General features: G+C 57.9%; 14 protein-coding genes and 1 tRNA gene. 5 read left to right on the plus strand and 10 right to left on the minus strand.

The genetic code is table 11. The features are described 5' to 3' along the window. Positions 1-22 precede the first annotated feature (22 nt). On the plus strand, positions 23-397 hold the full coding sequence (locus tag GGE33_RS07860; protein WP_183821867.1) for a hypothetical protein: 375 nt from the start codon (positions 23-25) through the stop codon (positions 395-397). A 65-nt stretch (positions 398-462) separates the two neighbouring features. Here GGE33_RS07860 and GGE33_RS07865 read toward each other — a convergent pair whose 3' ends face one another. The 4 genes from GGE33_RS07865 to GGE33_RS07880 all read right to left on the minus strand — a co-directional run bounded on the left by GGE33_RS07865 (position 463) and on the right by GGE33_RS07880 (position 4,513). Beyond that, the gene (locus GGE33_RS07865) at positions 463-948 is read right to left on the minus strand and encodes a hypothetical protein (RefSeq protein WP_183821869.1); all 486 of its coding nucleotides are present in this window, start codon (positions 946-948) and stop codon (positions 463-465) included. Positions 949-1,085: 137 nt separating this feature from the next. Beyond that, positions 1,086-2,708 carry an ABC-F family ATP-binding cassette domain-containing protein gene (locus GGE33_RS07870; protein ID WP_183821871.1) on the minus strand — a complete coding sequence of 541 codons (1,623 nt, stop codon included), beginning with the start codon at positions 2,706-2,708 and terminating at the stop codon, positions 1,086-1,088. An 88-nt stretch (positions 2,709-2,796) separates the two neighbouring features. Next, complete coding sequence (tig, locus tag GGE33_RS07875) at positions 2,797-4,269, minus strand: trigger factor (protein ID WP_183821873.1); 1,473 nt, start codon at positions 4,267-4,269, stop codon at positions 2,797-2,799. 159 nt (positions 4,270-4,428) lie between these two features. Next, positions 4,429-4,513 (minus strand) — tRNA-Leu (locus GGE33_RS07880). A gap of 643 nt (positions 4,514-5,156) precedes the next feature. Here GGE33_RS07880 and GGE33_RS07885 point away from each other — a divergent pair. From GGE33_RS07885 to trmFO, 3 genes are all read left to right on the plus strand, one after another. Continuing rightward, positions 5,157-5,303 (plus strand): DUF1127 domain-containing protein, encoded by a 147-nt coding sequence (locus tag GGE33_RS07885; protein ID WP_112507721.1) that lies wholly within the window; start codon positions 5,157-5,159, stop codon positions 5,301-5,303. Between the two features lie 315 nt (positions 5,304-5,618). Continuing rightward, positions 5,619-5,762, plus strand: a complete 144-nt coding sequence (locus tag GGE33_RS07890) for a DUF1127 domain-containing protein (RefSeq protein WP_119940433.1) — start codon at positions 5,619-5,621, stop codon at positions 5,760-5,762. Positions 5,763-5,946: 184 nt separating this feature from the next. Further along, complete coding sequence (gene trmFO, locus GGE33_RS07895; protein ID WP_183821875.1) at positions 5,947-7,356, plus strand: methylenetetrahydrofolate--tRNA-(uracil(54)-C(5))-methyltransferase (FADH(2)-oxidizing) TrmFO; 1,410 nt, start codon at positions 5,947-5,949, stop codon at positions 7,354-7,356. On the opposite strand, the gene GGE33_RS07900 is transcribed toward trmFO, so the two are convergent. From GGE33_RS07900 to yajC, 4 genes are all read right to left on the minus strand, one after another. Beyond that, a complete protein-coding gene (locus tag GGE33_RS07900) occupies positions 7,334-7,894 on the minus strand; it encodes a hypothetical protein (protein ID WP_246435751.1) in 561 nt (186 codons plus the stop codon). The genes trmFO and GGE33_RS07900 overlap by 23 nt on opposite strands. A 40-nt stretch (positions 7,895-7,934) precedes the next feature. Beyond that, the gene (locus GGE33_RS07905) at positions 7,935-8,789 is read right to left on the minus strand and encodes a phytoene/squalene synthase family protein (RefSeq protein ID WP_183821877.1); all 855 of its coding nucleotides are present in this window, start codon (positions 8,787-8,789) and stop codon (positions 7,935-7,937) included. A 1-nt stretch (position 8,790) separates the two neighbouring features. Further along, positions 8,791-9,177, minus strand: a complete 387-nt coding sequence (locus tag GGE33_RS07910) for an Mth938-like domain-containing protein (protein WP_183821879.1) — start codon at positions 9,175-9,177, stop codon at positions 8,791-8,793. 113 nt (positions 9,178-9,290) lie between these two features. Continuing rightward, entirely contained in the window at positions 9,291-9,647 is a 357-nt protein-coding gene (gene yajC, locus GGE33_RS07915) for a preprotein translocase subunit YajC (protein WP_148146415.1), read from the minus strand. 182 nt (positions 9,648-9,829) lie between these two features. On the opposite strand from yajC, the gene GGE33_RS07920 reads away from it, so the two are divergent. Continuing rightward, positions 9,830-10,702, plus strand: a complete 873-nt coding sequence (locus GGE33_RS07920) for an ATP-binding protein (protein ID WP_148146414.1) — start codon at positions 9,830-9,832, stop codon at positions 10,700-10,702. Positions 10,703-10,834: 132 nt separating this feature from the next. Here GGE33_RS07920 and GGE33_RS07925 read toward each other — a convergent pair whose 3' ends face one another. Beyond that, positions 10,835-12,376, minus strand: coding sequence for a LysM peptidoglycan-binding domain-containing M23 family metallopeptidase (locus GGE33_RS07925; protein ID WP_183821881.1), 1,542 nt, complete (start codon positions 12,374-12,376; stop codon positions 10,835-10,837). Positions 12,377-12,500: 124 nt separating this feature from the next. Continuing rightward, positions 12,501-13,142: a protein-L-isoaspartate(D-aspartate) O-methyltransferase gene (locus GGE33_RS07930; RefSeq protein WP_148146506.1), complete on the minus strand. Its 642-nt coding sequence runs from the start codon at positions 13,140-13,142 to the stop codon at positions 12,501-12,503. Between the last annotated feature and the right edge of the window lie 8 nt (positions 13,143-13,150).

Here is a 13,150-nt window from a genome sequence, read left to right on the forward strand (position 1 = left end):
CCGGCGCCCAGGGACGAAACACATGAAGAAGATCGCTCTTTCTGTCCTTTCCATTGCCATTCTCACCAGCGCCGCAATGGCGCCGGCAGGAACTGCGATGGCGCAATGGCGCGATGGACCGCCGCCCCGCTGGGACGACCGCAGGCCACCACCGCCACGCTGGGATCGCGACCGTGACCGTCATCATCGCCACCACGACAATACCGGCAAGGTCATTGCCGGAGGCTTGGCTGCAGGTATTGTCGGCGGCCTGATCGGCGGGGCCTTGGCCAATAGCGGCGGTCCCCGTTACGTGGAGCCACCACCGCCTCCGCCGCGCTGCTGGTTCGAGGATCAGCGGGTTCGCAACGCCTATGATGGCGGCTGGCATATGGAATCTATCCGCGTCTGCCGTTGAGGCATATCGCGAGCTTTTTGAAAGCCGTGCATTGCGCGGCTTTTTTTCATGAAATGGCGCTCCATTCATCGCGCCTTTTTCTTGCGGGCATAAATCAGGCAATTGTCGATCATGCTGACGCAAAGACCGTTCAGATCGGTTGCGGTGTTGTTGTCACCCGCGAACTCCATCTGCTTCAGCCTGTTTTCCGCGAATCGAAACTGCGTGCTGCAATTACCGCCCGAGGAACCGCTCGTCGACGTATTCACCGCGGGTATCGCGCCGAAAAGGGTGAAGGACGGATTGACGACGTTCCAGTTTCCGCGCGGCATGTCACGGCGATAGGCCCAGATCGTGCCGCCGTCGGCCGTCACAGTGCTTGCTGTCGGAAAGCCCGCACACATGCGAACATCGTCTTCATCCAGCCCGACGAGTTCAGTTCGCGCCGCGGCTATCGTAGAATTTTCACCGATAACCCGAGATGTGTCCGGAGGGATCGTGCAGGCGCCGAGCATCAGGCTCAAAATCGATAATCGGGCGAAAGCCCGCAAATGCAGTGTCTGAAAATTCATAATCCAACATCGCCGTTTTACCTTTACCAGCCACCAGAGGACTAGCTAGGCGCAAGGCGCTACGGATCAAGACATTCAAAACCAGTAACCGGCCAGAGAACCGATCACAATTTCCAATGTTGTGCTCGACGGGGACGTCAGGCGACAAGGCCGGGAGCTTCGTAACCGGTGCGCTCGACGTATTCGCGGTAGCCGCCATCATAACGATGGACGCCTTCGGAGGAGACTTCCAGCACGCGATTGGAAAGCTCGGAAAGGAAATGGCGATCGTGGCTGACGAAAAGCATCGTGCCTTCATATTCGGATAGTGCCTTGATCAGCATTTCCTTGGTATCGAGGTCGAGGTGGTTGGTCGGCTCGTCAAGAACGAGGAAATTCGGCGGATCGAACAGCATGGCCGCCATCACTAGGCGGGCCTTCTCACCACCCGAAAGCACGCGGCACCTCTTCTCGACATCATCGCCGGAGAAACCAAAGCAGCCGGCGAGCGTCCTGAGAGCGCCCTGCCCGGCACGCGGGAACTCCGATTCGAGCCATTCGAACACGGTCTGCTCGCCATCGAGCAGATCCATGGCGTGCTGGGCAAAATAGCCCATCTTAACGCTGGCACCGATCGCAACAGATCCCTGATCCGGTTCGGCCGAACCGGCAATCAGCTTCAGAAGCGTCGACTTGCCGGCACCGTTGACGCCCATGATGCACCAGCGCTCCTTGCGGCGAATGGAGAAATCCAGGCCTTCATAGATCGTCCTGCTGCCATAAGCCTTGTGAACGCCCTTGAGGTTGGCAACGTCTTCACCCGAACGCGGCGGTGCCTGGAATTCGAAAGCGACCGACTGGCGGCGCTTCGGCGGCTCGACGCGCTCGATCTTATCGAGCTTCTTCACCCGGCTCTGAACCTGAGCGGCATGCGACGCACGCGCCTTGAAGCGCTCGATGAACTTGATTTCCTTGGCGAGCATCGCCTGCTGGCGCTCGAACTGCGCCTGCTGCTGCTTTTCGTTCTGCGCCCGCTGCTGCTCGTAGAACCCGTAATCACCTGCATAGGTATTGAGCGACCCGGCATCTATCTCGATGATCTTGTTGACGATCCGGTTCATGAACTCGCGGTCGTGCGAGGTCATCAGAAGCGCGCCGTCATAACCTTTCAGGAACTGTTCCAGCCAGATCAGACTTTCGAGATCAAGATGGTTGGATGGTTCATCGAGCAGCATCACGTCCGGGCGCATCAGAAGAATGCGGGCGAGCGCGACGCGCATCTTCCAGCCGCCTGAAAGCTTGCCGACATCGCCATCCATCATTTCCTGGCTAAAGGAGAGACCGGCAAGCACTTCGCGAGCCCGGCTTTCCAGCCCATAACCGTCGAGTTCCTCGTAACGAGCCTGAACCTCGCCGTAACGCTCGATGATGGCATCCATCTCGTCCACACGGTCCGGATCGACCATGGCGGCTTCGAGTTCGCGCAGTTCGGCCGCAACCGTGCTGACGGGACCCGCGCCATCCATCACTTCGGTGACGGCGCTGACGCCGGACATTTCGCCGACATCTTGATTGAAATAGCCGATGGTGACGTGCTTCTCGACCGAAACTTGGCCTTCATCGGGGATCTCACCGCCGGTGATCATCCGAAACAGTGTCGTCTTGCCGGCGCCGTTCGGGCCAACGAGGCCGATTTTTTCACCGCGATTGAGCGCAGCCGAAGCCTCGATGTAGAGAATGCGATGGCTGTTCGACTTGCTGATATTTTCGATACGGATCATGGCTCGGCAAACGTCAGTTGATGGGTTGTAGACAATAAAAAAGCCGGATCGTTGCCGACCCGGCTTTTCCAATCATTTTCTGCGAAGATTATTCGGCGCTGTCTTCAGCGGCCTTCTTCTTCGGAGCAGGCTTCTTCTTCGGAGCGGCTTCTTCGCCTTCCGCAGCTTCAGCCTTGGCCTTCTTCGGCGCAGCCTTCTTCTTGGCCGGCTTGTCGTCGCCTTCGGCTTCGTCGTCAGCCATCAGCTCTTCCTTCGTGACGGTCTTGTCGGTGACCTTCACTTCGGTAAGCAGCTTGTCGATGACCTTTTCTTCGAAGATCGGAGCGCGCAGCGAGTTGGAAGCACCAGGCGTGTTGCGGAAGAAATCGAGGATTTCCTTCTGCTGGCCCGGGAACTGCTGCAGCTGTGCATAAAGCGCGCGCTGCAGCTCTTCTTCGGTCACTTCAACACCAGCCTTCTCACCGATTTCGGAGAGAACGAGGCCCAGACGAACGCGACGCTCGGCAAGCTTGCGGTATTCCGCACGGGCTTCTTCCTCAGTCGTTTCTTCGTCTTCGAAGGTCTTGCCGGACTGGGCAAGATCGGTGTTGATCTGGCGCCAGATGTTGTCGAACTCGGCGTCAACGAGACCCTGCGGGGTGTCGAACTGGTACATTTCATCGAGCTGGTCGAGGATCTGACGCTTTACCTTCTGGCGTGTCAGGTTGCCGTACTGGCTTTCGATCTGGCCGCGAACGATTTCCTTCAGGCGATCGACTGATTCGATGCCGAGCTTGGAAGCGAGTTCGTCGTTGATTTCGACTTCGCCCGGAGCAGCAACATCCTTGACGGTGATGTCGAAGGTCGCTTCCTTGCCTGCGAGATTTGCAGCCGGATACTGTTCCGGGAAGGTAACCGTGATGACCTTTTCGTCACCAGCCTTAACGCCGACCAACTGGTCTTCGAAGCCCGGGATGAACTGGCCGGAACCGAGAACCAGTTCGGCATCTTCGGCAGCGCCGCCATCGAAGGCTACGCCGTCGACCTTGCCGAGGTAGTTCATGGTGACGCGGTCGCCGTTGGCGGCCTTGCCCTTCTTGGTTTCGTAAGTACGAGCGCTTTCAGCGATCTTGACGATCTGCTCGTTGACTTCTTCGTCAGCGATTTCGACGACTTCACGAGTAACCGTGATCTTGTCGGTCGACTTCAGCTCGATCGGCGGAATGACTTCGTAGGTGAGCGTGAACTCAAGGTCAGCCTGTGCGGACAGGATCTTTTCGGCTTCTGCCTGATCCTCGGTCATAGCGATCGACGGCTGGGTTGCCGACTTCTCACCGCGATCTGAGAGAATCTTGCCCGGACGGTCGCGGATGATCTCGTTGACGAGATCTGCCATGATCGACTTGCCGTAGGTCTTCTTGAGGTGCGCCAACGGCACCTTGCCCGGACGGAAGCCGTTGATGCGGACCTTATCCTTCGCATCGGCAAGGCGCACGTTCAGCTGTGCTTCCATCTCCTGCTTAGGGATGACAACTTTGATTTCGCGCTTCAGCCCTTCAGCGAGCGTTTCGGTAACCTGCATTTTCAAACCTTCATATCGTGGCGGCGGCACCAACTATCCGGCATCTCCAGCCGTTCAACAGTCAGCACATCGCCGGAACTTCAAAGAGACCAGCCGCGGCATTAAAGGCGCCGGTCGTTCGCCCTATTCTTTGGCTCAAGACCACACCTTGGCGGTGCTTGGTGCGGGTAGAGAGACTTGAACTCCCACGCCTTGCGGCACCAGAACCTAAATCTGGCGTGTCTACCAATTTCACCATACCCGCGCCCCAAACCGCGTCGAAATACCTCGTCGCCGGAGGCCTTCCAGAGCGCGCGTCTCTATATCATCCGTTTTCCTGCACGCAAAGGAAAAATGACAGGGACAAAAGAAGACTGTCAGAACAGGATGAAAGCGGGGGATATTCGTTCTGGCGGCGTCAGCACAATCTCCCAGACGCCACGTGCGCCGACCAAAACAGCCATGCACAGAAAGCATGCCATCCATTCAGCGTTTGCAGTGCACAATTTATCTTCCTTTATATAGGTTCAGCTTAACGAACGAAGCAGTGATCAGGCCGGGGCAAACGCCTCCTAAATGCGAAAGCTTTAAAGGCGGATTTTCCCGCAAGACATTCGGGGCACGCACTCCTCCTCCCAGCGTTGTCCCGTACAGACCGGCGAGACTCCTTCTCCCATTTGCCGGTCATTCATATGACGCCCACCGGACCTCCTCCCCCGGTGGGCGTTATTTGTTTCAGCAGTGTCTCCATCACCGAACATACCAGAGCCACGCACCTCCATATCGCAATGCGCCAGACGCATAGGTGGCATACGTAACGGGCGCTGTTTTTTGTGCAGAAGAACATTTAAAACGATTAGCAGATGAAGAGGGCGGATATGACGCCCACAGGGCAAAGGATCCCCACAATGAGCATCGCAAAGAAATTCAGCGACTGGCGCAAGTACCGCGAAACCGTTTCCGAGCTCGGCCGCATGACCGACCGCGAACTGGGTGACCTCGGCATCGGCCGTGCAGACATCCGCCGCGTAGCTCGGACTGCAGTCGGCTTCTAATAATACCTCGACTCTCCAGTCGGTCGAAAGCGCCTCCTTCGGGAGGCGTTTTTCGTTTGTGCAGTTCATTATTGCCTGGAAGCCTTTTCGCCTGCTGTTGAAACGCGAAATCGCTCTGTCTTTTGCTAGAATTGCCATAGCGCAAATTCTCAGCTCATTTTTCGCCCATCGCCCAGAAAAGCGACAATTCACCGCACAAATGCATGGCAGTTGCACATAATTTGCACTGCACATTCTTATTATTCGGTCGTATAAGAAGCACATCGCCGGAGCCGATAACGAGCGCCGGGAAAAAGACGACTTGAGGAAACCACCATGAACCCGATCCGCATCGCAAAGAACTGGGTCAGCTACCGCCGCACGATGAACGAACTCGGCAACCTGTCGAACCAGGCCCTCTCCGACATCGGCCTGACCCGTTACGATATCCGTAACATCGCTGCTCGTTCCTTCCGTTAATCCCTGACGGGGGCGGTATCCCAACCGCCGGAGGAACAAGTCTAGCGGCTGAAATGCCCAAGGATGATCAAAGGCACCTTCTCAGGTGCCTTTTTGATTCTAGTTCGCCTCAGGCGCCAAATTGACTTCGAATGAAGTGCTTTTTGATTCCTGTCGGCAGCTTGTCGTGATAATGACGCGGCCCATGACAGAGACATCCTATTCCCCCATTCACGTGATCGGCGGCGGCCTTGCCGGCTCCGAAGCAGCCTGGCAGATCGCACAGGCCGGCATCCCGGTCATCCTGCACGAGATGCGCGGCGTTCGCGGCACCGATGCCCATAAAACAGACGGCCTTGCCGAACTGGTGTGCTCCAATTCGTTCCGCTCCGATGATGCGACAGCCAACGCCGTCGGCGTGATCCATGCAGAGATGCGACTTGCGAACTCGCTGATCATCGCCTCGGCCGACAAGCATCAGGTTCCGGCGGGTGGCGCTCTTGCCGTCGACCGCGACGGATTTTCGGATGCGGTCACTGCCGCAATTTCCAGCCATCCGCTGATCACAGTTCTCCGAGAAGAAATCCAGGGACTGCCACCGAAGGAATGGGACCTGGCAGTGGTCGCCACCGGCCCCCTCACCTCGCCTTCGCTTGCCGCATCCATCCAGGCGGAGACGGGTGAAGACCAGCTCGCCTTTTTCGACGCGATCGCACCCATCATCCATCGCGATTCGATAGATATGGATACATGCTGGTACCAGTCGCGCTACGACAAAGTCGGCCCTGGAGGCAACGGCAAAGACTACATCAACTGCCCACTCGACAAGGATCAGTACGACGCCTTCGTCGACGCCCTGATCGCCGGCGATACGGTCGGGTTCAAGGAATGGGAAGGAACACCCTATTTCGATGGCTGCCTGCCGATCGAGGTGATGGCGGAACGCGGCCGCGAAACCTTGCGCCACGGACCTATGAAGCCGATGGGCCTCACCAATTCGCATAACCCGACGGTCAAGGCCTATGCGGTCGTGCAGCTGCGCCAGGACAATGCGCTTGGCACGCTCTACAACATGGTCGGCTTCCAGACGAAGCTGAAATACGGCGCGCAAGCAGAGATTTTCCGCATGATACCCGGCCTGCAGAATGCCGAGTTTGCGCGGCTCGGCGGCCTTCACCGCAACACCTATATTCAGTCGCCGATCCTGCTCGACAAATCACTGACGTTGAAAAGCCGGCCCGGCTTGCGCTTTGCCGGCCAGATCACCGGCTGCGAAGGGTACGTGGAAAGCGCCGCGATAGGCCTCCTTGCCGGACGATTTGCGGCTGCCGAGCGGAAGGGGGAACCGCTTGCGCCACCTCCTGCCACCACAGCCTTTGGCTCGCTTCTCGGCCACATCACCGGTGGCCACCTCATTCATGATGAGGAGCCCGGCAAACGATCCTTCCAGCCGATGAATATCAATTTCGGCCTTTTTCCAGAACTCGAGCCCGGCTCGATCGTCAAGCCGGAAGGCGTCAAACGTTTTCGTGGCAAGGACAAGACCGTTATGAAACGGCAGTTATTGTCGGCGCGGGCGCTGAAAGATTGCGCTAATTGGCTCGGTCTGGCGTAGAGGCATCACCATCGGCGGCGGCCATTTCACGCCCGCCATCCGGCTGGCCGTCGTCGCTGATTTTACCTGTAACGCTGACATAATTGTCGAGCAGCCAGAGAGAAACTTCGGCTGCTTCACTTTCCTTCACGAATACAAATTCGCCATTCAATGTCGGTGCATCGAGAAATTCAGCAACGAACCCTTTAGCATTTGCCAAGGGAACGATCCGCACTCGACCGGGCTGGATGAGATGGCAGGCATAGTGGTTGCGTCGATTACGCATGAAGCCCGTCTTGTCATTATGCAAGCGAACGAAGACATCACCATCCTTTGTGCCATGCAGGCTGCGAATCGCTTCTTCCGGAAAGGCCCGGCCGAATTCGAGGATTGCGGTCCCGAGATCGTAACGCCCCTGTTCGTCGTTCCTACGGGCAATTCGCCTTATGTAGAAAACGAGAATGAGAATCAGCGCAACGATCGTGATCCAGATGATAAGGGCACTCAAACCGCTTCTCCTAGGCATAGAAGGTTTGGGGGGCAGGTTTTTGGGTTGCATAGTGCCTAACGCGCGAGGCTTGCGCGAGTGTTATGTCGCATCAGAAGCGGCGAAGCAGCGTCGCTTTCATCATGCTGATCTGGCGACGCCATTGCGGTTGCTGCAATCCACCGAAAAGCGCCGAAGCGCCCAGTTTTCTGGCCCGCTTCAAAATGTGCTCCGCCAGAGAGACGGGCAAAAAGGCCGGAAAAAGTGGTTTGGCGATCGGCCCTGCATGGCGGGCCTTTTGCAAATGCTCCAACCCTAGGCCGGAAAAAGCCTCGATCGCTGCCGAGATACGCGTCTTGTCCTCGCCGGCCAAAAAGCCGTCACGATCAAGGCCTGTTGCGGAAAGGATATCGAGCGGGACATAGATCTGCCGCCTGCGGTTATGGATCGGCAAAAGCATCAGCAAGCCGGCTATCGACTGTGCCACGCCCGCATGCCCGGCAGCATCGGCCGATTGAGTCGCATCTTCGGGTGACAAGACAAGACCAGCAAGCTGGATCAAAGCCGATGCTGTCTCACCCGAATAGCCCTCCAGCGCGTTTTGGTCGGGCATGGCATCGTCATAGAGGTCGAAGATGCGTGCCTCTGTCATGGCAACCAGTGTTTGCCGTGGCAAACGATAACGGTCTATGGTCTCCAGCAGACCAGCGGCGAGCGGATTGCCGCCGGTATCTCCTGCGGCTCCACCTTCCAAGAGATCCCGCCACCATTGCAGGCGGATTTCGCCGGGGAGCGGCTCACGCACCACGTCGCGAACGCGGGCAATTTCCGCATTGAACGCATAAAGTGAGGCAAGTGCACCCCGCTTGTCTTCAGGCGAAAGAAGACAGGCCAGATAACGGTCGCGGTCCGTCTCCCGCAGCATGGAGAGGCAAAGCGCGCCGTTTTCGGAAAGGGTATCGGTCATGTCAAACCGCGATGAGAGCCGCCGCGACAGCGCGGGATTCGGCCAGCATGATGTTGAATGTGCGCACGGCTGCACCGGTGCTCATCGGATCGGAAGAGATGCCTCTGGACTTCAGCGCAGCTTTCACGTCAGCGGGTATAGGCCTGAGGTTGGCCCCTGCGCCGATCAGCAGCACTTCGATGCCGGATGCATCGGCCAGTACGCGCTCCAGAGAGGCGATCGTCAGGAGATCGCCCTCCCGCATGTCCCAGCCATGAATGCCAGAGGGCAAGCATAGAATGGAGCCGCGATGGGACATGTCAGCGAAACGGAAACCACCATTGCCGTAGGCATCGATCGGCGCGCGGCCCGGAAAATGAGCGTCTCGGATTTCGATGCCTTTCGCCATTGGCATGGCTTCCTTCCAGAACAACTTTGCCCGGATCAAGCCTCCGTCGGATAGACAGAAACGATCCGGGCAATCAGGTAGCCGACTTTCGAGCAAGCCGGTTATCGTGCCGCTTACTTGGTCGGAGCAGATTCGGTCTTGACCGGTTCGCCCTTTACCTTGACTTCGGCGATATAGGCACGCTGGGCGCGGATCTTGACGCCTTCGGCGATTTCGACTTCCAGTTCGTTGTCGTCGATGACCTTGCTTACCTTGCCCGTGATACCGCCACCGAGAACGACCTGATCGCCACGACGAATGTTATCAAGCGTTTCCTTGCGCTTCTTGGCCTGGGCACGCTGCGGACGGATGAGAAAGAAATACCACACCACCATCAGGGGTGCGAACAGCATGACCATCTGCAGGATGGAATCGGTGCCCGAGGGGGCTGCTGCGCCACTCGCCTGGGCGAATGCTTCGGTAATGAACATCGAGAACTCCTAAAACTACCGGAGACTCCCCGCCCCCGTTCAAGCCGCCGGAATATAGTTGCGATGGCCCGGAATGCAACAGAAAGCGGCAATTTGCGTACCGAATCCACGGCTCAAAGCCTTTCTATGCAATGACGAGCGTGTTACCCGGCCCGAAACACAGGAAAAGGAAGGGCAGCGTCATGAGCGAGGACATTAACGCACAGGTGCTTGCCGAAATAAGGCGCCTTGCCGATGCGGTCGAACGTCTTGCGGGACCGCCTCCCGCAGTCAACGACTGGGATGCCGCCGATTGCTTCGTCTGGGTGCCATCCAACCTGAAACTCCAGCCAGTGCCGCGGCCGAACCGTATCGCGTTGACGCTGATCCGCGGGGTCGATCATGTGCGCGATATCCTGCATGAAAACACGCTTCGTTTCGCCGAAGGATATCCGGCAAACAATGTGCTTTTATGGGGCGCGCGCGGCATGGGCAAATCGTCGCTCGTCAAGGCCGTGCATGAAGATGTGCGTGTTGCAACCGGCTCATCGCTCAAACTCGTAGAGGTTCACCGCGAGGATATCGCTTCACTGCCCGGCCTTCTGGACATTCTCAAATCATCGAAACAGCGCGTCATCCTTTTCTGCGACGACCTGTCTTTCGACCATGACGACACCGCCTACAAGTCGCTCAAGGCCGCGCTCGACGGTGGCATAGAGGGGCGACCGGACAATGTGCTCTTCTATGCAACGTCCAACCGTCGCCATCTCCTGCCCCGCAACATGATGGAAAACGAGCAATCGACGGCCATCAATCCCTCGGAGGCCGTGGAAGAAAAAGTCTCGCTTTCCGATCGTTTCGGCCTGTGGCTCGGCTTCCACAAATGCAGCCAGGACGATTATCTGGCAATGATCGACGGATACGCAGCACATTTCAACCTGGGCCTGGGTCAAGAAACACTTCACGCCGAAGCACTGGAATGGGCAACGACACGCGGAGGCCGTTCGGGTCGTGTGGCCTGGCAGTACATTCAGGATCTCGCCGGCCGACTGCGCAAGCCGCTGGATCGCATATAACGCCACAAAACTCGATCGCCAGGGCATAATTCCGGAAAGAACAACGGCTGCCGCTTCTACTGGATCAAGTGAAAAACGCAAAAAAGCCCGGCAGAGCCGGGCTTTTTCGTTGTCCCCTTGAAACGCACTACATTATTCAAGGTAGGTATTCGGATTGACCGGCGTTGCGTCCTTGCGGACCTCGAAGTGAACCTGCGGACGCTGTGCGTCGCCGCTCATACCCGAAGAAGCAAGCGTCTGGCCGCGGGTAACCTTCTGGCCACGGGTCACGTTGATCGCGCTGGCATGGCCGTAAACGGTGACCTTGCCGTCGTCGTGACGTACGAGCACGGTGTTGCCGAGTTGCTTCAGACCATTGCCTGCGTAGATAACGACACCGTTTTCGGCTGCCTTGATCGGCGTACCTTCCGGAACCGAGATGTCGATACCATCATTGCGGCTGCCATTGACGTTGGAGCCGTAGCCGGCAATGACCGCGCCATTGACCGGCCAGCGGTACTTCTCGATCCCCGTGGACTGTGGGGCGACAGACGCAACATCAGCTTTCTTTTCGACTTCGCTGAGCGATGCATTTTCTGCAGCGGCAGGCTTGGATGGTGCTGCTACGGCAGGCTCAACCTTGGCGACGGCCGGCTGCTGCGGAGCTGCAGCCTTCGGCGCTGCGTGCATAGGCTCGGCAGGTTTCTGCGGAACCGAGGCAGTGCGAACCGGGTCGGTCATGCCATTGGCAACCTTGAGCGTCTGGCCGATACGAACGGTGCCATCGGTCATGCCGTTCGCAGCCTTCAGCGCCTCGACCGATGTGCCGGTTTCGCGGGCGATCTTGGTCAGCGTGTCGCCGGGCTTGACGGTGTATGTGCCACCAATCGGCTTGCCGCCAGGAGGCGTGATCTTGCCCGGCTCCGCCAGCGACTTGTCACGCGACGGCAGAACAGCGAGCTTCTGCTCGGACTGGTTTTCCGGTGCATGTGCATTGTTCTGAAGATCGATATCGCTAGCGGCAGTCTTGGCAGTATTGCGCGCAGGACCAAAGGTCGGAATTACGACCGACTGGCCGGCTGCGAGCGTACCGCCATTTGCCCGCAGGATTTCCTTTTCAGGAACGCCATAACGGTTTGCCAATGTCTTGGCAGACTCGCCTGGCCTCAGCGTGACACGCGGCGCATTGACCGTTGACCAGCCGGACATCGGCTTGACCGTGCCGGTTGTCAGGTTGTCTGCACCACGAACCGGAGCAGTGTTCGACTGCTGCGGAAATGGCTGAGCCATGGCCTGCTGGCGCATCGAAGAATCGGATCCGGACACCGGAGGAAGACTGCTTGGAGCAGACAGCTCCGAACGCTGAACGCTCGAAGGCGCGGAAGCGACGCGCGCCGGCGACGAATAGCCACCCGAAGGCGGATAAGACGGAGACGAAGCAACGTTATTCGAACCGTACTGCGGCTGCATGCCCTGAGACGAAGACACGTCACCACGCGGAACCGGAGCCTGACCGTATGCACCACCTCCCTGCCGCTGAGGAATGGATGCCGTGGTCATATTGTCCGTACCGTCGAACAGACCGGAAAAACGCGTAGCGTCTGAACTGCAACCGGTCGCAGCGCTGGCCAGCAAGGCTGCCGCTGCGAACTTTACAACGGATGTACCGAACTTGGATGAACTCTTGAAACGCATTGACTCGACCTACTCATGACGCCACCATCATGAGAGTCATTAAAACCTGTTAGTCTTACTGGCAGGTTAAGGCGCCGCACCAAAAGTCGGTATTTTGTCAAATTGCTAACCATGCCAACCAAGCTCAGAGAGCTTCGGCCACGTGCGGAACAAGCGGAAGATAGGGGGCCGGGAACAGATCCTCACGCTCGAAACGGCTGCCGGTCTTGGTCAGACGCGTCATGAGGCAGGTCTCGTCATCAAGGATGAGCGGAGCGATCATGGAGCCGCCATGCGTGAGCTGCTCGGCATAAAACCGCGGTAAAGTGGTAAATGCGGCAGTCACCAGAATGCGGTCGAAAGTTCCCTCACCCGGCTGGCCGTTGCTACCGTCCGCCTGTCGAATGATGACGTTGCGAAGACTCAGTGCGTCCATTCGGGCGTTGGCTGCCGTAACCAGCGTGCGGTAACGCTCGACGGTCGTCACGCGCTCGGCAATTCGCCCCATCACCGCAGCGGTAAACCCACTACCTGTGCCAATTTCGAGCACACGATGACCAGGCTTTACCTGCAGACGATGCAGAAGGCGCACAGCGAGGTCGGCGCCTTCCATAAAGGCACCGCAATCGATCGGGATCGTGCGGCTGGAATAGGCTTCCTCGGCCAGCGGAGCTGGTACGAACTGGGAACGAGGTGTCTGCTCCACGGCTGTCAGAAGATCCAGATCGGAGATGCCCTCGGCCCGCAGGCGCAGGACGAGTGCAGCAAACCCTTCTTTTTCGACCATCCCAGTTT

It is taken from the genome of Aliirhizobium cellulosilyticum (genome assembly GCF_014198105.1).
GTDB lineage: Bacteria > Pseudomonadota > Alphaproteobacteria > Rhizobiales > Rhizobiaceae > Neorhizobium > Neorhizobium cellulosilyticum.

What these genes read in the sequence shown, in the direction of transcription:
- GGE33_RS07925 (WP_183821881.1), bottom strand. Translation starts at nt 12,376, where the DNA reads ATGCGTTTCAAGAGTTCATCCAAGTTCGGTACATCCGTTGTAAAGTTC.
- GGE33_RS07870 (WP_183821871.1), bottom strand. Translation starts at nt 2,708, where the DNA reads ATGATCCGTATCGAAAATATCAGCAAGTCGAACAGCCATCGCATTCTC.
- GGE33_RS07885 (WP_112507721.1), top strand. Translation starts at nt 5,157, where the DNA reads ATGAGCATCGCAAAGAAATTCAGCGACTGGCGCAAGTACCGCGAAACC.
- GGE33_RS07920 (WP_148146414.1), top strand. Translation starts at nt 9,830, where the DNA reads ATGAGCGAGGACATTAACGCACAGGTGCTTGCCGAAATAAGGCGCCTT.
- GGE33_RS07865 (WP_183821869.1), bottom strand. Translation starts at nt 948, where the DNA reads ATGAATTTTCAGACACTGCATTTGCGGGCTTTCGCCCGATTATCGATT.
- trmFO (WP_183821875.1), top strand. Translation starts at nt 5,947, where the DNA reads ATGACAGAGACATCCTATTCCCCCATTCACGTGATCGGCGGCGGCCTT.
- tig (WP_183821873.1), bottom strand. Translation starts at nt 4,269, where the DNA reads ATGCAGGTTACCGAAACGCTCGCTGAAGGGCTGAAGCGCGAAATCAAA.
- GGE33_RS07890 (WP_119940433.1), top strand. Translation starts at nt 5,619, where the DNA reads ATGAACCCGATCCGCATCGCAAAGAACTGGGTCAGCTACCGCCGCACG.
- GGE33_RS07930 (WP_148146506.1), bottom strand. Translation starts at nt 13,142, where the DNA reads ATGGTCGAAAAAGAAGGGTTTGCTGCACTCGTCCTGCGCCTGCGGGCC.
- GGE33_RS07860 (WP_183821867.1), top strand. Translation starts at nt 23, where the DNA reads ATGAAGAAGATCGCTCTTTCTGTCCTTTCCATTGCCATTCTCACCAGC.
- GGE33_RS07900 (WP_246435751.1), bottom strand. Translation starts at nt 7,894, where the DNA reads ATGCAACCCAAAAACCTGCCCCCCAAACCTTCTATGCCTAGGAGAAGC.
- GGE33_RS07905 (WP_183821877.1), bottom strand. Translation starts at nt 8,789, where the DNA reads ATGACCGATACCCTTTCCGAAAACGGCGCGCTTTGCCTCTCCATGCTG.
- yajC (WP_148146415.1), bottom strand. Translation starts at nt 9,647, where the DNA reads ATGTTCATTACCGAAGCATTCGCCCAGGCGAGTGGCGCAGCAGCCCCC.
- GGE33_RS07910 (WP_183821879.1), bottom strand. Translation starts at nt 9,177, where the DNA reads ATGGCGAAAGGCATCGAAATCCGAGACGCTCATTTTCCGGGCCGCGCG.